The sequence below is a fragment of the Enterococcus sp. DIV0800 genome, assembly GCF_050559735.1.
In the GTDB taxonomy this organism is placed as follows: domain Bacteria; phylum Bacillota; class Bacilli; order Lactobacillales; family Enterococcaceae; genus Enterococcus_A; species Enterococcus_A devriesei.
The window spans coordinates 899,847-916,698 of the sequence record NZ_CP187898.1; the positions used below are offsets into that span (position 1 = coordinate 899,847).

16 protein-coding genes and 1 other annotated feature are annotated in these 16,852 nt (G+C 41.4%); of the genes, 12 read left to right on the top strand and 4 right to left on the bottom strand.

Annotation, left to right across the window (positions count from 1 at the left end):
* Nucleotides 1-193: 193 nt before the first annotated feature.
* Nucleotides 194-1,642: an alanine/glycine:cation symporter family protein gene (locus IGI54_RS04310; RefSeq protein WP_430621252.1), complete on the top strand. Its 1,449-nt coding sequence runs from the start codon at nucleotides 194-196 to the stop codon at nucleotides 1,640-1,642.
* Nucleotides 1,643-1,785: 143 nt separating this feature from the next.
* Here the strand turns inward: IGI54_RS04310 and IGI54_RS04315 are convergent, their stop codons facing one another.
* Complete coding sequence (locus tag IGI54_RS04315; protein ID WP_430621253.1) at nucleotides 1,786-2,511, bottom strand: gamma-glutamyl-gamma-aminobutyrate hydrolase family protein; 726 nt, start codon at nucleotides 2,509-2,511, stop codon at nucleotides 1,786-1,788.
* A gap of 353 nt (nucleotides 2,512-2,864) precedes the next feature.
* Nucleotides 2,865-2,912, top strand: a sequence feature (sodium ion sensor (DUF1646 type); this cis-regulatory element may regulate processes involved in with the transportation of sodium ions).
* A 47-nt stretch (nucleotides 2,913-2,959) separates the two neighbouring features.
* Here IGI54_RS04315 and IGI54_RS04320 point away from each other — a divergent pair.
* The 10 genes from IGI54_RS04320 to IGI54_RS04365 all read left to right on the top strand — a co-directional run bounded on the left by IGI54_RS04320 (nucleotide 2,960) and on the right by IGI54_RS04365 (nucleotide 13,532).
* Nucleotides 2,960-3,283, top strand: a complete 324-nt coding sequence (locus IGI54_RS04320) for a hypothetical protein (RefSeq protein ID WP_430621254.1) — start codon at nucleotides 2,960-2,962, stop codon at nucleotides 3,281-3,283.
* A complete protein-coding gene (locus IGI54_RS04325; RefSeq protein ID WP_430621255.1) occupies nucleotides 3,270-5,231 on the top strand; it encodes a V-type ATP synthase subunit I in 1,962 nt (653 codons plus the stop codon). Before IGI54_RS04320 ends, IGI54_RS04325 begins: the two co-directional genes overlap by 14 nt.
* 18 nt (nucleotides 5,232-5,249) lie before the next feature.
* Nucleotides 5,250-5,720, top strand: a complete 471-nt coding sequence (locus IGI54_RS04330; RefSeq protein ID WP_071861081.1) for a V-type ATP synthase subunit K — start codon at nucleotides 5,250-5,252, stop codon at nucleotides 5,718-5,720.
* 320 nt (nucleotides 5,721-6,040) lie between these two features.
* Nucleotides 6,041-6,625, top strand: coding sequence for a hypothetical protein (locus IGI54_RS04335; RefSeq protein ID WP_071861082.1), 585 nt, complete (start codon nucleotides 6,041-6,043; stop codon nucleotides 6,623-6,625).
* A 265-nt stretch (nucleotides 6,626-6,890) separates the two neighbouring features.
* Nucleotides 6,891-7,886 (top strand): V-type ATPase subunit, encoded by a 996-nt coding sequence (locus IGI54_RS04340; protein WP_430621256.1) that lies wholly within the window; start codon nucleotides 6,891-6,893, stop codon nucleotides 7,884-7,886.
* The gene (locus IGI54_RS04345) at nucleotides 7,876-8,187 is read left to right on the top strand and encodes a V-type ATP synthase subunit F (protein ID WP_071861084.1); all 312 of its coding nucleotides are present in this window, start codon (nucleotides 7,876-7,878) and stop codon (nucleotides 8,185-8,187) included. Before IGI54_RS04340 ends, IGI54_RS04345 begins: the two co-directional genes overlap by 11 nt.
* A gap of 166 nt (nucleotides 8,188-8,353) precedes the next feature.
* Nucleotides 8,354-10,135, top strand: coding sequence for a V-type ATP synthase subunit A (locus tag IGI54_RS04350; RefSeq protein WP_071861085.1), 1,782 nt, complete (start codon nucleotides 8,354-8,356; stop codon nucleotides 10,133-10,135).
* Nucleotides 10,128-11,504 (top strand): V-type ATP synthase subunit B, encoded by a 1,377-nt coding sequence (locus IGI54_RS04355; protein WP_071861086.1) that lies wholly within the window; start codon nucleotides 10,128-10,130, stop codon nucleotides 11,502-11,504. The genes IGI54_RS04350 and IGI54_RS04355 overlap by 8 nt, the downstream gene beginning before the upstream one ends.
* A 4-nt stretch (nucleotides 11,505-11,508) precedes the next feature.
* Nucleotides 11,509-12,141, top strand: a complete 633-nt coding sequence (locus tag IGI54_RS04360; protein ID WP_071861087.1) for a V-type ATP synthase subunit D — start codon at nucleotides 11,509-11,511, stop codon at nucleotides 12,139-12,141.
* A 32-nt stretch (nucleotides 12,142-12,173) separates the two neighbouring features.
* On the top strand, nucleotides 12,174-13,532 hold the full coding sequence (locus tag IGI54_RS04365; RefSeq protein WP_071861088.1) for a TrkH family potassium uptake protein: 1,359 nt from the start codon (nucleotides 12,174-12,176) through the stop codon (nucleotides 13,530-13,532).
* Nucleotides 13,533-13,639: 107 nt separating this feature from the next.
* Here IGI54_RS04365 and gloA read toward each other — a convergent pair whose 3' ends face one another.
* Complete coding sequence (gloA, locus tag IGI54_RS04370) at nucleotides 13,640-14,008, bottom strand: lactoylglutathione lyase (RefSeq protein ID WP_071861089.1); 369 nt, start codon at nucleotides 14,006-14,008, stop codon at nucleotides 13,640-13,642.
* A gap of 136 nt (nucleotides 14,009-14,144) precedes the next feature.
* Between gloA and IGI54_RS04375 the strand changes: the two genes are divergently transcribed.
* On the top strand, nucleotides 14,145-14,588 hold the full coding sequence (locus tag IGI54_RS04375; protein WP_430621257.1) for an NUDIX hydrolase: 444 nt from the start codon (nucleotides 14,145-14,147) through the stop codon (nucleotides 14,586-14,588).
* 33 nt (nucleotides 14,589-14,621) lie between these two features.
* Here the strand turns inward: IGI54_RS04375 and IGI54_RS04380 are convergent, their stop codons facing one another.
* Together IGI54_RS04380 and IGI54_RS04385 are read right to left on the bottom strand one after the other, a co-directional pair.
* Complete coding sequence (locus IGI54_RS04380) at nucleotides 14,622-15,971, bottom strand: HD domain-containing protein (RefSeq protein ID WP_430621258.1); 1,350 nt, start codon at nucleotides 15,969-15,971, stop codon at nucleotides 14,622-14,624.
* The gene (locus IGI54_RS04385) at nucleotides 15,961-16,767 is read right to left on the bottom strand and encodes a lipoate--protein ligase family protein (protein WP_430621475.1); all 807 of its coding nucleotides are present in this window, start codon (nucleotides 16,765-16,767) and stop codon (nucleotides 15,961-15,963) included. The genes IGI54_RS04380 and IGI54_RS04385 overlap by 11 nt, the downstream gene beginning before the upstream one ends.
* Nucleotides 16,768-16,852 lie beyond the last annotated feature (85 nt).

Genomic DNA, 16,852 nt, shown 5'->3' on the forward strand with positions numbered 1-16,852 from the left:
TATGAGATGGTCAATGAACCATTTCGTATGCTTTTTTGCTGGCAAACAAAGTTATCTATTTCACATAATAAGGGTTGATAAATCCATAAAGGCTTTAAAATAGGTTATTAAGATTGTGAACTAAGTATTATTTTAATCAAATGAACGTTGGATTAAAAAATATGGTAAAATGACAAGAAAAGGGAGGGATACCATGGATGATTTTTTATCAAATCTTAATTCTTTAATTTGGGGAGCACCAATGATCCTATTGATTTTAGGAATCGGTGTTTTATTGACTGTCGGCTGTCGGATGATTCAGCTTCGTAAATTGCCACTCGCATTGAAGTACATGGTTAAAAATGAAGAAGGCGGCGCAGGGGATGTTACTAGTTTTCAAGCGCTGTGTACGGCGTTATCTGCAACAATCGGTACGGGAAATATCGTAGGTGTTGCTACTGCCATCGTAGCTGGGGGACCCGGCGCTTTGTTTTGGCTTGAATTAGCCGGGCTACTCGGAATGGCGACTAAGTACGCCGAAGGGTTATTGGCGGTGAAATATCGAACTTTTGATGATCACGGGAAAGCGTTAGGCGGTCCATTTTATTACATTGAAAATGGGTTAGGTCAAAAATGGAAATGGTTAGCTAAAATGTTTGCCTTTTTCGGAGCGATCGCCGGTGTGATCGGAATTGGAACGATTGCTCAAATCAACGGAATCACTTCAGCTGCGGAAACTTTTTTTGATCCTAACAAAGCGAATACGATCACTTTATTTGGCAATCAGTATTCATGGGCAGTAATTATTTCAGGAGCAGTGGTGACACTCCTAGTTGCAATTGTATTGATCGGAGGCGTGCAGCGAATCGCCCGCGTATCAGAAATTATTGTTCCATTGATGATCGTGATTTACGTCAGCTTATGCTTGTTCATGATTGTGGTGAATATTACAAAGCTGCCAGCGGTAATTGTTGAAATTGTTCAAAGTGCCTTTGGTTTACGGGCTGTTTCTGGTGGGGCAATGGGTGCCATGATGATCGCGATGCAAAAAGGAATCGCTCGTGGGATCTTCTCTAATGAATCTGGACTGGGAAGTGCGCCAATCGCAGCAGCAGCGGCGCAATCAAAAGAACCCGTACGCCAAGGTTTGGTATCAATGACCGGAACGTTCATTGATACATTGGTTGTTTGTAATATGACCGGAATGGCAATCATCTTGACTGGAGCATGGGAAACAGGGCTAGAAGGATCAGCGGTGACTATCTTTGCCTTTTCCGAAGCCTTGCCGATCTCGCAAACCGTCGCTTCACTTTTATTGATGACTTGTTTAGCCTTTTTCGCCTTTACGACGATTTTAGGTTGGAATTATTATTCAGAGCGTTGCTTAAGCTACTTAACAGGTGGGAATACTAAATTTTCTACTGCTTTTCGCGGACTGTATATTTTCGCCGTCTTCATTGGACCCTATTTGACTGTGACAGCTGTTTGGACGATCGCTGATATTTTTAACGGCTTAATGGCCTTTCCAAATATTATCGCATTGATTCTGCTAAGTCCGGTAGTATTTAAAGAAACAAAAGATTACTTTGAGCGACTAGCAAAGAATCCTGAAATGGATCTTGCCGGCAGCTCATTCGGTGAAATCACTCCTGAAGATGATTAAAATAAGAGAGCGGGGAACAATTTTTGTTCCCCGCTCTCTTTGTTTTTTATAATGAAAGTATAAAGTTTTCACGTGAATAAATCGCTTTACAGCGAGCATATCTACGTCTGGCTTAACGAACTAGCCTTATTATTCTTTTAAAACTATTCGAATTCTTGGACAAAAAAATCAAAGAGACTTTGCTCTTTCGGATCATTTTGACGAGTTAATTCAGGATGCCACTGGACACCAAGAATTTTAGTGTTTCGTTCGCGACTCTCTACGGCTTCGACAATCCGGTCAGAAGACCATGCGATTGGGACGAGACTTTCGGCTAAATTTCTCAACGCTTGATGGTGATAAGAATTTACTTGCGCACGTTCTCCAAATAAGGGAGCCAAGGTGGAATCGCCTTTAATCGTAATCGAATGCAGACCAAAGTCAGGAACCGTTGGAAACATATCGTGTTTAACTTCCCAATCAGGATATTCTGACAAGTCTTGATATAAAGTCCCACCTAATGTCACATTCAGTAGTTGTATCCCACGGCAAACAGTCAGGATCGGTTTGTCTTGCTTGATTGCTTCTTTAATCAAAGCCATTTCAAAGCGATCTCGATCAACGCTTGTCGGACCAAGTTTCGGATGCGGCTCTTCGTTATACAAGAAAGGAGTGACATCTTGGCCACCAGCTAGTAATAGTTTATCGATTGTTTCGATATACTCACCGGCAAGCTCAGGATCACTGATAGGCAGCAAAACAGGAATGCCTCCGGCTTGGTGTACGCCATCAATGAAACCTTGAGGGCTGTAAGTAAATTGTTGTTCAAAAAAATCTTGGTTATTTTGATAATGTTGATTCGCTGCGATACCGATGATTGGTTTTTTCAAAAAAAAGACACTCCTTTATAAGTTAGGTTCGATATTTTTTAACAGAATAAGAAACATACTAATAATTAAGTATCACATCCCAAAAATGAAAGCAAGGGGAATGACCTCAAACTTATTTTTACTGATTTTCATTCATCCAACTGCTCAAAAGTCTAATAGGTAAATAATCCATTCCAAATTTATGAAATCCTCAATAAACTGAAAGAAAACGGATAAGATAAAGGATCAAAACCGAAAATGAACCATTAAATTTCGATCGTTATCTTTCGTATCTGTCATTTTATTCATAAACTTACTTTTTTTTGCAAAATATTTTTGTTATACTGGTTAAAGTAAATTCCATAAAATACAACGGTTGGGCGTAAGCTTCAAGGATCGTGTTCTTCAAGGGGTGAGAAGAACGGCCTTCATAGCTTTGCGCCCTTTTTGTATAAAAAGGAGGGTTTGTGTGTTAGAAGCTTTAGAAAAAATCAAATCTGCTGAAGAGCAGAATGAGCGAGTAAAAGAAAAATTATTAGCAGATTTAACTGACTATGAATCCGAAAAAAAAGCGTCTTTACAAAAGAAGCGCGAAGCATTACGTTCAGAATTTTCCACCGCGCTTTCAGAGCGGGAACAGCTTTTGTCTCAAGAATTAGAGACTGAAGAACAAGAGCTTTCGCGAAATGCTGAGGACGCAATTACATTAATGGAAGAAAACTATCATTTCAAAAAGCAAGAAACGATTGATAAAATTATTGAAAGGGTGATCTCAGAATATGGCGGTCAGTAAAATGAGCAAGCTGACATTGATTGCCCAGAAAGGGTATAGCGAACAGATCTTATCTGCCATCCAAGGATTTCAAGGCGTTGAAATCCGTGATCTCTTTCAGCAAACAGTCAGCAACCAGTGGGTAGAAAATTATTTCAATGAGCTTGATCCACTGCCTAATCAAGATGCGCTTACGAAGCTGGATAATCAGCTTGAAGAGATCACACATGCGATTCAGTTTGTCGAACATCATGGCAGCAGCCGTGAAAAAGGACTGCATCTCAAACGGAAACGGCAAACGTTGCGAAAACTAGAGGAATCTTTTGATGAATCTGCGCTATTTTCTGAGTTGGCGAGCATTCAAGACTTAGAGCAACGTTTTTCATCAGCGAATGAGCGGCAGCGTAACTTGCATGAGCAAGAAGCGATTCTTTTAAAATGGCAGGCTTTAGATTTTTTGCCAAAAGAGTATGCCCTGCATTCAACGAAGTGTTTTTTAGGAACAGTAGACGCAAGTAATTGGGAATTGTTTGAACATGAGGTTAAGGAAAGACAGTTTCATTATGAAATTATTTACAGCGACGATCAGATCGTTAATTTCGTATTGCTATATTTACGTGGGGAACAAGCGGCGGTGCAAGAAGTCGTTCATCAGTATAGCGTAGCCGCCTTTACCTATAATTATGCGCAGCTGCCTAAGCTTGAGTTAGCAAGGATCCAAACAGCGACTTTAGAGCTAGTTGAGGAGCAAAAAAAACTTACGCGCTTGATTGGACAGAAAAAAATCGTTATCGAAGCGTTGGAAACAGCTGAAGAAGTCTTATTGGCTAGAAAAAATCGCTGGCTAATCCATGATCGCTTTATCAAAGATGATAAGGTCTTTCTGATCCAAGGTTGGATCGAGAAAGACAGTTTCATTGATTTCGAGACATTCGTAGGAGAGTCGATTGGGAAAGAAAATCTTTACCTTGAGATTGAAGAGCCTACGGACACGGAAATTCAGGAAGAGATACCGACAAAATTAAAAAATCATGCGGTAGTTAGACCCTTTGAGATGCTGACAGAGATGTACAGTCTGCCAAAATATCATGAAGTTGACCCGACACCGTGGTTCATGCCTTTTTATTTTGTATTCTTCGGCATGATGGTAGCAGATGCCGGCTACGGCGCATTGATGTTAGTCGCGACGACTGTTGCATTGAGAACGATTTTGCCAAGAGGAATGGAACGCTTCATGCGCTTTTTCCAAATTTTAGCCATTCCTACTATTATATGGGGATTGATCTATAATTCCTTTTTCGGTTTTTCACTAGGCTATCCACCGATTCTTTCCACGAGTGACGATGTCATCAGTATTTTGATTTTGTCTATCGTTTTTGGTGTAATCCAAATATTTATCGGTTTGGGTCTGTCGGCGGCTGAAAATATCAAGGCTAAAAATTATTTAGGCGCGGTTTCAGACGGTTTTGCTTGGCAAGGAATTATGATCGGTGCAATTATCGGCGGGTTAGGAAAAATGTTGTTAAACAATCAATCACTCTTTATGATTGGCGTCGGGTTGGCTTGTTTAAGTGCTTTACTGATCGTTGTCACACCGATGTTGCAGTCAAAATCCAAAATCAAGGGATTGGCAAAGGGTGCTTATAATTTGTATGGCATTACTAGTTATATCGGCGATCTAGTGAGTTACACTCGTCTGATGGCGTTAGGAATCTCTGGCGGAAGTATCGCGGCGGCCTTTAATATGCTAGTGGGCTACATGCCGCCGATTGCACGTTTCAGTGTCGGTATCTTATTGATGTTCGCGTTACATGGTTTGAATATCTTTTTATCTTTACTGTCAGCCTATGTTCATGGAGCTCGGCTACAGTATGTAGAATTTTTTGGGAAATTCTACGAAGGCGGCGGACGTGCGTTCCGTCCGTTAAAAACGGAAGAAAAATATGTAAATATAGAACAAGAAAAATAATTGGAGGAATTTTAGACAATGATGGAGTATTTGATCAATAACAGTGGTGGTATTATTTTTGCGATTTTAGGTATGGCGACAGCGACGATCTTCTCAGGAATCGGTTCATCAAAAGGTGTAGGAATGACCGGGGAAGCGGCAGCGGCGTTGACCACGAGCCAACCAGAAAAATTTGGTCAGGCATTGATTTTACAGCTATTACCAGGGACTCAAGGGTTGTATGGCTTCGTTATCGCCTTCTTGATTTTTACGAATTTATCTAACGATTTAACAGTCGTTCAAGGGTTAGGCTATCTAGGCGCAGCATTACCGATCGCTTTCACTGGTTTATTCTCAGGGATCGCCCAAGGTAGAGTTGCAGCGGCTGGGATTCAAATCTTAGCGAAAAAACCAGAACATTCTACAAAAGGGATCATTTTTGCTGCCATGGTTGAAACCTATGCGATTTTAGGATTTGTTATCTCGTTCTTATTAGTCGGTCAAGTATAAGGATGCTACTTCTGCTTTTCACAGTATTCAAATCGAAAAGCGGCTTACGTGATTTTTAATGAGAAAGAATCAAGCTGATAGCAGAATGATACACGGCATGAAATCAACCTCATTTTTCAGATTTTTTGAAAAATGATTCATTAATATGAATAAGGATGCCAGTTCTGCTTTTTGCAGAAACCCACTGAAGAAGCTGTAATTAACTTTAGCAGGATCAAAAAGAATGTGTTGGGTAGCAGAATGGTATACGGCATGAAAATCAACCTCATTTTTCAGACTTTTTGAAAAATGATTCATTAATATGAATAAGGAGCTATTTGATGGAAGCAATCGAAAAGATAGTGGAACAACTGAATCAGCAAGCCGAGCAGGACCAACGTCAGTTAAAAGACAAAGAAACGGCGCGGATCGATCAAGAATTTCAGGCAGAATTAACTGAAATTGAGGCTGAACACACTATACGTCTGGAAAAAAGTATAAAAAATCTGGAAAATAATTATAAACAAGCCAAAAACCGCCAACAGGTGGCACAAAAGCAAATGATTTTAAATCAGAAACAAGCAATCTTGGAGCGGGTCTTCAGTGAGGCAGTTATTCAGATGGAATCCTGGTCGGAAAAAGAACAGCTTGCTTTTGCCCATGCAGCTTTGGAGAAACTATCGTTACAAGATGAACTGGTTTTTATTCCAGGTGAAAAATCCCAGTCGATCTTTACGAAAAAATGGTTGGAAGAACAAAATGGCGTTCTTAGCTATCGTTTAGTGATGGGAGATACGCCTATTTCCAAACAGGCGGGCTTTATTTTAGACAAAGACGGCGTACAATATAATTTTCTCTACCAAAGTTTGGTGCGAGAAATTCAAGAGCGGGAAAGCTTCCAATTTGCTCAAACACTTTTTGAGTAAGCTGAAGTAATGGATTTTATTTTTCGCTTTTAGAAAAATGAATACAGTAATACGAATTAGGATGTCAGTTCCTCTTTTGCCAGTTCTACTTCTTGCTTTAGCAAGATTAGTAGAATGGTATGCGTACGAAAAAAAAATTCTAAAATACGAGCTAGCTCTTAACAAATTGACACAGTCTAGAGGAATGATATACGGCATGAGAATCAAACTCATTTTTCGTTTTTTTTGAAAAATGAATACAGTAACACGAATTAGGAGGAATTGAATGAAACAATCTACGTATCATGAATTGAATCCGCTGGTTCGTTTGAAGGAATTAGAACTATTGCCCCCAGAATTGATGGCGCGCATGTTGAAGGCCGAGGATTTGGCTGAGGTGGAAACGCTGCTTAGAGGGACGATTTACGGGGATTATTTGCAGGGAGATTTTTATGAGAGCTTTGAAGAGGCTTTAGGTCAAGCGAATGCGGATCTGCTAAGGGAATTAGTGAAACTGGTTCCTGATCCGGATGTTGTTTGGATATATACGATGCGATTTACTTTTCATAACCTCAAAGCTCTGATCAAAGCTGAATTATTAGATCAAGATTTTGATACGCTTTATATTTATGATGGTTTTTATTCGATCGAACAAATCAAGACGGCGATTCGTACGGGGCAAGCCAGTAGCTTGCCGAAGATTTTACTCGAGAGTATTCAAGAGGTGCGGGAGCACTTCGAGGAATCTAACAGCTTGCAAGGAATCGATATTATTTTGGACCGTAAATATTTGTATTGCCAACGAAAAGTCGCAGATAAGATTGGTGAACCAGAGCTGATTAAAGAAGTGATTGGCTTTATTGATTTTACGAACTTTTTAATGACCGCCCGCGGCATCAAGCAAAAACGCAGTCGTAACTTTATGTCAACGGTGTTATCTAGCCATGGTAGTGTTCCAAAAGAAGAATTGTTAACTTATGTGGAAGGTGATTTAGAGCAGTTGACTACCTATCTTAAGACGACTTCTTACGGAGAAATCATCGATCCAATCGTTGAAAATAATACGATTGATTTGAGTCAGCTAGAACGACTTTGCGATGATTATTTGACGAGCTATTATGAATCGGCGCAAACACAAGCCTTTGGACCATTGCCGGTCTTAGCGTTGTTAAACGCAAAATCGATTGAATCGAAAAATCTGCGTTTAATCATTACCGGTAAACGCGTAGGCTTAACCAATGAACAAATTAGAGAGAGGATGCGTGAGACTTATGGCTCATAAAATTGGCGCCATTGGCGATAAAGACTCGATCTTACCATTTAAACTCTTTGATTTTGATACCCGAACAACGAAAGATAAGCAGATGATTCGACGTCAAATCGACGAGATGGCTAAAAATGAGTATGGCATCATCTATATTACGGAAGAATTTGCACAGCTTGTACCAGATACGATTAAGCGCTATGAGGAGCAGATGATTCCTGCAATCGTACTGATCCCGAATCACGAAGGAACATTGGGAATCGGCAAAGCTATGATTCAAGGACAAGTCGAACGAGCAGTCGGGCAGAATATTTTATAAAGGATTTCAGTTCCTCTTTTCGCAGTTAACAAGGTTCATGAAAAAAACTGGTTTGAACTAAATGAGTGCGGAAAACCATAGAGGAATGACATACGGATGAAAATACACCTCATTTTTCCAATATTTGGAAAAATGAATACTTTAATATGAAGAAGGAGCTAATGACTTGCAAGAAGGTAGAATAATAAAAGTTTCTGGTCCACTAGTAATGGCGGAAAAGATGGAGCAAGCAGCTATTCAAGATATTTGTTACGTCGGAGACCTGGGCGTCATCGGCGAAATTATCGAGATGCGTGGCGATGTCGCTTCTATCCAAGTATACGAAGAAACAGCAGGGATCGGACCAGGCGAACCAGTAAGAACAACCGGAGAAGCTCTTTCGGTAGAATTAGGACCGGGGATCGTTTCTCAAATGTTTGATGGTATCCAACGTCCGTTAGATACTTTTAAGGAACAAACAAATAGTAATTTTTTAAGCCGCGGATTACAGATCGCAGCTTTAGACCATGAAAAAAAATGGTGGTTTGAAGCAACGGCAGAAGAAGGGATGAACGTTTCTGCCGGTGATATCGTCGGAACGGTGAAAGAAACGAAATTGATCACTCACAAAATCATGGTGCCAAATGGTATTTCAGGGACTTTGAAGAAAATTTCAGCGGGTGAATTTACGATCGATGAAACAGTTTATGTGATTGAAACACAGAACGGCCCGCAAGAATTCACGATGATGCAAAAATGGCCAGTCCGTAAGGGGCGTCCGGTGTCTGAAAAATTAAATCCAGAGGCACCAATGATTACTGGTCAACGTGTAATTGATACCTTTTTTCCAGTCGTAAAAGGTGGGGCGGCAGCTGTGCCGGGACCTTTTGGGGCAGGGAAAACCGTTGTTCAGCATCAGATTGCTAAATGGGCTGATGTGGACATCGTTGTCTATGTTGGCTGTGGTGAACGTGGAAATGAAATGACCGATGTATTGAATGAGTTCCCAGAATTAATCGACCCGACAACCGGGGAGTCTTTGATGGAACGGACGATTTTAATTGCGAATACGTCAAATATGCCGGTAGCGGCACGTGAAGCTTCGATTTATACAGGGATCACGATTGCCGAATATTTCCGCGATATGGGTTACAACATCGCGATTATGGCGGACTCGACTTCACGTTGGGCGGAAGCGTTGCGGGAAATGAGTGGTCGTCTGGAAGAAATGCCTGGGGATGAAGGCTATCCGGCTTATCTAGGAAGTCGTCTGGCTGAATATTATGAACGAGCAGGTCGAGTAATCGCTCTTGGAAGTGATCAACGGGAAGGCTCAATCACGGCAATCAGTGCGGTATCACCATCGGGTGGGGATACCTCAGAACCAGTTACACAAAATACGTTGCGAGTGGTAAAAGTTTTCTGGGGTTTAAGTGCGACTTTGGCGCAACAACGCCACTTTCCTTCGATTGATTGGTTGCAAAGTTATTCCTTATACTCTTCTGAAGTAGGTAAATATTTAGACAATGATTTACAAGCGAATTGGTCTCAAATGGTCGGTGAAGGTATGCGGATGCTACAAAAGGAATCTGAATTAAATGAAATCGTTCGTTTAGTCGGGATTGATTCGCTTTCTGAACGTGATCGTTTGACCTTAGAAGTCACAAAATCATTGCGAGAAGACTATTTGCAGCAAAATGCTTTTGATGATACGGATACTTTTTCATCAAGAGAAAAACAGTTTAAAATGTTGAATAATATTTTGACCTTCAATAAGGAAGGCCAACGGGCATTAGAATTAGGAACGTACTTGAAAGAAATTATCGACGGAACTGTTACTTTACGCGATCGGATCGCGCGAAGCAAATACGTTCCAGAAACAGAATTAGAAAAATTAGATACGATCAATGCCGATATCGTGAAAGAAGTCCAAGCGATCATCGCTGAAGGGGGAATGACCAATGATTAAGGAATATCGTACGATCAATGAAGTGGTCGGCCCTTTGATGGCAATTGATAAAGTCGAAGGCATTAAATATGAAGAACTTTTAGAAATCCGTTTAAGTAATGGTGAGCTGCGTCGTGGACAAGTTCTGGAAATTCACGAAGATAAAGCGCTGGTCCAAATTTTTGAAGGAACGAGTGGAATCAATTTGAAAGAATCCACTGCACGCTTTTTGGGACATCCGTTAGAGCTAGGTGTTTCGGAAGATATGGTCGGCCGGGTTTTTGACGGCTTGGGTCGTCCTAAAGATGGTGGACCGGAAATTTTAGCTGAAAAAAATGTCGACATCAACGGAGAAGTAATCAATCCGGTTTCCCGGGATTATCCGGATGAATTTATCCAAACCGGTATCTCAGCAATTGACCACTTAAATACCTTAGTGCGGGGTCAAAAGTTGCCAGTATTCTCAGGTTTCGGTCTTCCCCATAAGGAGTTGGCTGCACAAATCGCCAGACAAGCCACAGTACTGAACACCGAAGATGATTTTGCGGTGGTCTTTGCCGGAATTGGGATTACCTTTGAAGAAGCGGAATTTTTCATGGAAGATTTCCGTCAAACAGGGGCAATTGATCGCTCAGTGGTCTTTATGAATCTAGCAAATGATCCCGCTATTGAGCGGATCGCTACACCTCGAATGGCCTTGACAGCGGCGGAGTATTTGGCTTATGAAAAAGGCATGCACGTTTTAGTTATCATGACGGATATGACCAACTATTGTGAGGCTTTACGAGAAATTTCAGCCGCTCGTCGGGAGGTACCAGGACGTCGTGGTTACCCGGGGTATTTATATACCAACTTGGCAACCTTGTATGAACGTGCCGGCAGAATTCGCGGCTTGAAGGGATCAGTTACTCAGATTCCCATCTTGACGATGCCTGAAGATGATAAAACTCATCCAATCCCCGATTTGACCGGGTATATCACCGAAGGACAAATCATTTTGTCTCGTGAGTTAGATAAGAACGGAATCCAACCACCAATCGATGTGCTGCCTTCGCTTTCTCGTTTGAAGGATAAAGGTACCGGTGAAGGGAAGACGCGTAAAGATCATGCACCGACGATGAATCAGTTGTTTGCGGCCTATGCACAAGGAAAGCAAGCCAAGGAATTGGCTGTCGTACTTGGGGATTCCGCTTTATCGGATGTTGATAAGATCTACGCGAAGTTTGCGGAAAGATTTGAAGAAGAATATGTCAACCAAGGTTTCTATGAAAATCGATCTATCGAAGAAACGTTAGACCTTGGCTGGGAACTTTTGGCGATGCTACCGCGGACAGAACTAAAACGGATTAAGGACGATATGCTGGACGAGTATTTGACAGAAGGAGCCTGATCCTATGGTAAAATTAAATGTGAATCCGACACGGATGGAATTGACACGTTTAAAAAAACAATTGACGACTGCCAGCCGTGGACACAAGCTTCTGAAAGATAAGCAGGATGAATTGATGCGCCGCTTCATTTTATTGGTTCGAAAGACCAATGAGATGCGAGGGGAAGTCGAGGAAGAGCTGCAGCAGGCGATGAAGAATTTTTCGGTAGCCGATGCGCTATTGAATGATAAGTACATCGAAGAGCTGTTGGCTGTCCCGAAAGAACGTGTAACCCTTGATGTGATCGAAAAGGACGTTATGAGTGTGAAGGTCCCTGTGATGAATTTTCAACACGACAGTGATCTAGCCGACGGTCCGTTAGAATATGGTTTCTTGAATTCGAATGACGAGCTAGATCAAAGTATCAAACGATTCACAAAAGTTTTGCCAAAGCTTTTGGAACTGACTGAGATTGAAAAAACCTGTCAATTGATGGCGAAAGAAATCGAAAAAACACGTCGGCGAGTAAACGCGTTGGAGTATATGACGATTCCTCAGTTGGAAGAAACAATCTACTTTATCCAGATGAAGTTGGAAGAAAACGAACGTGCGGAAGTTACACGTATGATTAAAGTGAAAAATATGGGTACTACTTGAGAAAGTAGTACCTTTTTTTGAAGGTAGGAGCTATGAGTAAAGAAAAACGTTGGCCGTTTAAAATTTATCCGATTCAGTTTATTGCATTAGGCTTTGCTGCAATCATTTTGTTGGGAGGTCTGCTTTTGACATTGCCGGTCTTTTCTCAGTCTGGCAAAGCAACCCCCTTTATCGATGCGCTGTTTACAGCCACTTCGGCCACCTGTGTGACAGGACTTACAACGTTAACGACTAGTGAGCACTGGAATATGGGGGGGCAGCTGATCATAATGATCTTAATTGAGATCGGCGGCTTGGGCTTCATGATGACGCCAATTATTTTCTTCGCAATTTTAAGAAAAAAAGTCGGCTTGATGACCCGGATTATTTTGCAGGAATCCTTGAATTTAGATAGCTTGTCTGGTGTGATGAAGTTGATGTATTATATTTTACGTTTTGCAATCGGCTTCCAATTAGCAGGGGCTATTTTATTGGCGATTGATTTTGTCCCAACCTATGGGACAGCTAAAGGGATCTGGTATGCGATCTTTCATTCGATCTCGGCTTTTTGTAATGCGGGCTTTGATTTATTTGGCGATAGTTTGATTGGTTTTCAAGAAAATCCCTATGTTTTGTTTGTGATTTCAGGCTTGATTATTTCCGGCGGCTTGGGCTTTATGGTTTGGCAGGATTTAATGAATTATCATAAAACTAAAAAATTGTCGTTACACAGTAAGCTGGCATTGACGGTTTCGTTAAGCTTACTAGTGGTCGGAACAATCGTCTTTTATATCTCAGAATCTGGCGGACGTTTCATCGTTGATGACAGTCAGCCTCTTAGTCGCTTTGCGAATATGTTTTTCATGTCTGTGACGGCCAGAACGGCAGGCTATTTTTCGGTAGATTATGGAAACGTCAGTCAGGCGGGGATTCTTTTTACTATTGTGCTGATGTATATTGGGGGCTCACCGGGATCAACTGCTGGGGGATTGAAAACGACGACTTTTGGCGTTCTGCTTGTCCGGACGATTTCAATGCTGAAGGGGAGAGAGCACGCGGAGGTCTTTCGTCGGACGGTTCGCCCATCGGTGGTCTCTAAAGCGTTGACGTTGTTTTTCATTACTTTGAGTCTTTGTATTGCTGTGACGATGGTGATGTCTATAACTGAAATCCTTCCTCGTTTCCGAGGGATCGAATATGTATTGTTTGAGACTTTCTCAGCTTTCGGAACAGTCGGTTTAACGATGGGGCTGACCCCTACGTTAAGTGTAGTAGGAAAGCTATTGATTATTTCCTTAATGTATATCGGCAGAGTAGGTATTCTAACGGTGGGCTTTGCCTTGACGATGCGTTTAATGAAATCAAGAGGAGGAAATTACAAGCTCCCAGAAGAAAATGTAATGATTGGCTAATAAGGATAGAGATCGTATAAGAAATTACTGCTGAAACGCTATTTATTCGTAAAAACCCCCTGAGACAAGATTCTTGTCTCAGGGGGTTTTTGTTTGCAGTATTCAGCTTAACGGATGACTTCGACTTTATACCCATCCGGGTCAGTAATGAAATAATAAGAAGGCTCAGTTCCTGGTAAGCCCTTCATGTCGGTTACATTGAAGCCTTTTGCTTTTTGTTCTTCGTGAAGTTTTTGAATATCTTCTGAAGCGATCGCGATGTGACCGTAGCCGTCGCCTAGATCATAAGCTGCGTGATCATAATTGTAGGTTAATTCTAATTCATAATCATCTCCAGGCAAAGTCAAGTAAACAAGGGTGAATTTTGACTCTGGGAAATCACGGCGCCGTGACTCTTCAAAGCCGAAAGCCTCTTGATAAAATTTTAACGACGCATCTAGATCTTTTACGCGAACGCAGGTGTGTGCCATCTTCATAAATAAACATCCTTTCCTATCTAATAGATTCATCATACCATAATTGAATTGTTTTCTCGGATTTACGGCTCTTAGTTGTTTATGAGTTTTTTTTAATGTACACTAGCTTATAAATAGAGTTTGTAGGAGGGTACCAATGATCCCAGTATTTGGTCTGAAGGAAGCCGAAAAAAATTATCAAGAACGTTATGCTGCTTATGCGATTTTAATGAATGATAAAAAGGAAATTGCGCTAGTCCAAGCGCCAAATGGTGCCTATTTTTTACCTGGCGGAGAGATTGAAGGCAATGAAACAAAAGAAGAAGCGATTGATCGAGAGATGCTAGAGGAATTAGGCTTTGAGGTGGTATTAGCCGATTATTTAGGGCAAGCGGATGAGTATTTTTATTCCCGTCATCGAGGAACGTATTTTTATAATCCCGGTTACTTTTATGGAACCAAAAGCTGGAAGCAAGTTTCGGAACCTTTAGAGGCTGGAAATGGCAGCAGTTGGGAAGCGCCGGAAAAAGCAATCGAGTTATTAAAACGCGGCAGCCATAAGTGGGCCGTGGAAGAATGGCTAAAGAAAAAAACTTTCTGATGTGAACAGAAAATTTTTTTCTTTGGGCTGTAATCAATTGATCAAAGCGCCATTATGAATATGACTAGCGAAGGCTTGATAATAATCATCAAACAAATCAGAGTTTTGCGCGTTCTGCTGGGTCATTTCTTTTGGATAATAAAAACGCACATCGCCTTGTCCTTGCCCAGTCAAAGCAGAAACCAACTGACTCGCTTTTGACAATTCAATTAGCGATCCGTCCTTTTGCATCAATTCAATTTGAGTCCGATGGCTGCCCTTTTCTGGACGATACAAATCATAAGGCAGATCGTAACTAGAATTGATCGCAGTGTAATAGCGGGGGTTGAAGCCGGCTTTTTCAACTAAGGATTTCATTTCAAGCAATAATGGATTTTCGCTGGAGTCAACAGTGATAGATTTCAATGGCTTGCGGTTTAAGAAGCGGTAAGCCAAATCACTTAAGATTACGTCTTGCTCATCGATCCATTTGGCAAAATAGGTGTTTAATACGCCATCATCTAATTTCAAGTAGTCTTCCAAAGAAAAGTCTTCTTTAAGAAAAGGAATTAAAAATTGCGAATGAAACGCAAAAATTTCGGCGTCCTCTTGAAATAATTCATGAGCACGATCCAGTAAATGTTCCAATAACACTTCCATTGCTCGGGAAACAGGGTGGAAATAAACTTGGACGTACATTTGATAGCGGCTGACGATATAATCTTCTACCGCATGCATGCCATTCATGGAAAAAGCAATCCCACCTTCATAAGGGCGGATCACTCGTAAGATCCGGGTCAAGTCGAAGGTGCCGTATTCCGTGCCTGTATAATAAGCATCCCGCAATAAATAATCCATTCGATCGGCGTCGATTTGACTTGAGATCATTTGAACAACTTGGGGATTGGGGTAAGTCTTAGTAATCACACTAGCTACTTTTTCTGGGAAGCCTTCTTCCACATTGTTCAAAATTTGAAAGACTTCTGTTTCAGGGGATGTAATGATGGCGACTGTTAACGCCTCATGATCCGTATGAAAAATATGTTCAAAGGTATGAGAATAAGGCCCGTGACCGACGTCGTGTAAAAGCGCCGCGCACAAAGCGACTAAGCGATGATCTTCATCCCAACCGTCTTTACCGAATTTTTCTTTTGAATAATTGCGTTTGAAAATATCGCAAATCCTGCGGGTGATCTCATAGACACCTAGTGAGTGAGAAAAGCGGCTGTGCTCAGCGCCGTGAAAGGTATAAGAAGTCGTGCCTAGTTGCTTAATTCGGCGCAAGCGCTGAACTTCCTTTGAATTGATCAAATCTAAAATCACTTGATGTTGAACGTGAATATAGTTATGCACAGGATCACGAAAAACTTTTTCCATTGGTAGCAGTTGATATTTATAAGTCATGAAGTACCTCCTGAATAGTGGTGTTGCGTTGCCGCATATTTTCGATGCGGCGCTGATATTCCTCCATTTGGAAAAATTTTGGTAGGAAAGCGGATTGATCTTGATGCGGCATTGCATGAAGCAGTTCTTTTTTGACCGATGCTAAGGAAACATCAAAGGGTGCTGTTTCTGCCAGTGTGGTCATGCTGCTGGGATCAACGGGGGGATAATCAATCCCAAATTGATCTTGTAAGCCACTTTGATAAAAGGAGCGGACAATTTCGCCCCGTAAATTTTGGTCACCGTCAACGCTTAGATACATCATAATCGCCACACCGTCTTTAATCCGACGTTGAGCGATCCCGGCGATTTTTTTTCCTTTGATAGAAAGATCAAATTTTCCGGGACAATAGGAATCAGCGACCTCACCAACCGTTAGGCCTAAGCTGCCGAATGGAGTATGCTGAAACCAATCCACCATCGCTTGATAGCCGTCATCGATTGAACCTGCAATGGTTTCTTTTGGCAGGATCAATGAAATGTTTAGAATACCAGTATCATTAATGACGCCTAAGCCACCGGAATTACGCAGTACTAAGCGATAATCTTGTTGGTGAACGGTTTTTAACGCGTCGTTAAGGTGGGGAACACGGCTATCCTTCATCCCTAAGATCAAGGTTTTTGGTAATTGCCAAAAGTGGATGACAGGCTGCTGCTGTTCGCCGCTGAATTCCGTTAGTACATCGGTCAACGCGAATGGATTAAACAGCTCGCTCTCCGAAAGCATTCCTTGGTCAAACAGTAAAGCCTCTTTCATAAAATCTTCCTCTCGTTTCATCGTTTCTTTTCCTATTATAAACAAAAACACGCGAAGCACGTAATGAAGTCGCTTAAAAAGCAGA

What these genes read in the sequence shown, in the direction of transcription:
- IGI54_RS04345 (WP_071861084.1), top strand. Translation starts at nt 7,876, where the DNA reads ATGGCTCATAAAATTGGCGCCATTGGCGATAAAGACTCGATCTTACCA.
- IGI54_RS04385 (WP_430621475.1), bottom strand. Translation starts at nt 16,767, where the DNA reads ATGAAAGAGGCTTTACTGTTTGACCAAGGAATGCTTTCGGAGAGCGAG.
- IGI54_RS04330 (WP_071861081.1), top strand. Translation starts at nt 5,250, where the DNA reads ATGATGGAGTATTTGATCAATAACAGTGGTGGTATTATTTTTGCGATT.
- IGI54_RS04355 (WP_071861086.1), top strand. Translation starts at nt 10,128, where the DNA reads ATGATTAAGGAATATCGTACGATCAATGAAGTGGTCGGCCCTTTGATG.
- IGI54_RS04380 (WP_430621258.1), bottom strand. Translation starts at nt 15,971, where the DNA reads ATGACTTATAAATATCAACTGCTACCAATGGAAAAAGTTTTTCGTGAT.
- gloA (WP_071861089.1), bottom strand. Translation starts at nt 14,008, where the DNA reads ATGAAGATGGCACACACCTGCGTTCGCGTAAAAGATCTAGATGCGTCG.
- IGI54_RS04335 (WP_071861082.1), top strand. Translation starts at nt 6,041, where the DNA reads ATGGAAGCAATCGAAAAGATAGTGGAACAACTGAATCAGCAAGCCGAG.
- IGI54_RS04360 (WP_071861087.1), top strand. Translation starts at nt 11,509, where the DNA reads ATGGTAAAATTAAATGTGAATCCGACACGGATGGAATTGACACGTTTA.
- IGI54_RS04365 (WP_071861088.1), top strand. Translation starts at nt 12,174, where the DNA reads ATGAGTAAAGAAAAACGTTGGCCGTTTAAAATTTATCCGATTCAGTTT.
- IGI54_RS04375 (WP_430621257.1), top strand. Translation starts at nt 14,145, where the DNA reads ATGATCCCAGTATTTGGTCTGAAGGAAGCCGAAAAAAATTATCAAGAA.
- IGI54_RS04340 (WP_430621256.1), top strand. Translation starts at nt 6,891, where the DNA reads ATGAAACAATCTACGTATCATGAATTGAATCCGCTGGTTCGTTTGAAG.
- IGI54_RS04310 (WP_430621252.1), top strand. Translation starts at nt 194, where the DNA reads ATGGATGATTTTTTATCAAATCTTAATTCTTTAATTTGGGGAGCACCA.
- IGI54_RS04325 (WP_430621255.1), top strand. Translation starts at nt 3,270, where the DNA reads ATGGCGGTCAGTAAAATGAGCAAGCTGACATTGATTGCCCAGAAAGGG.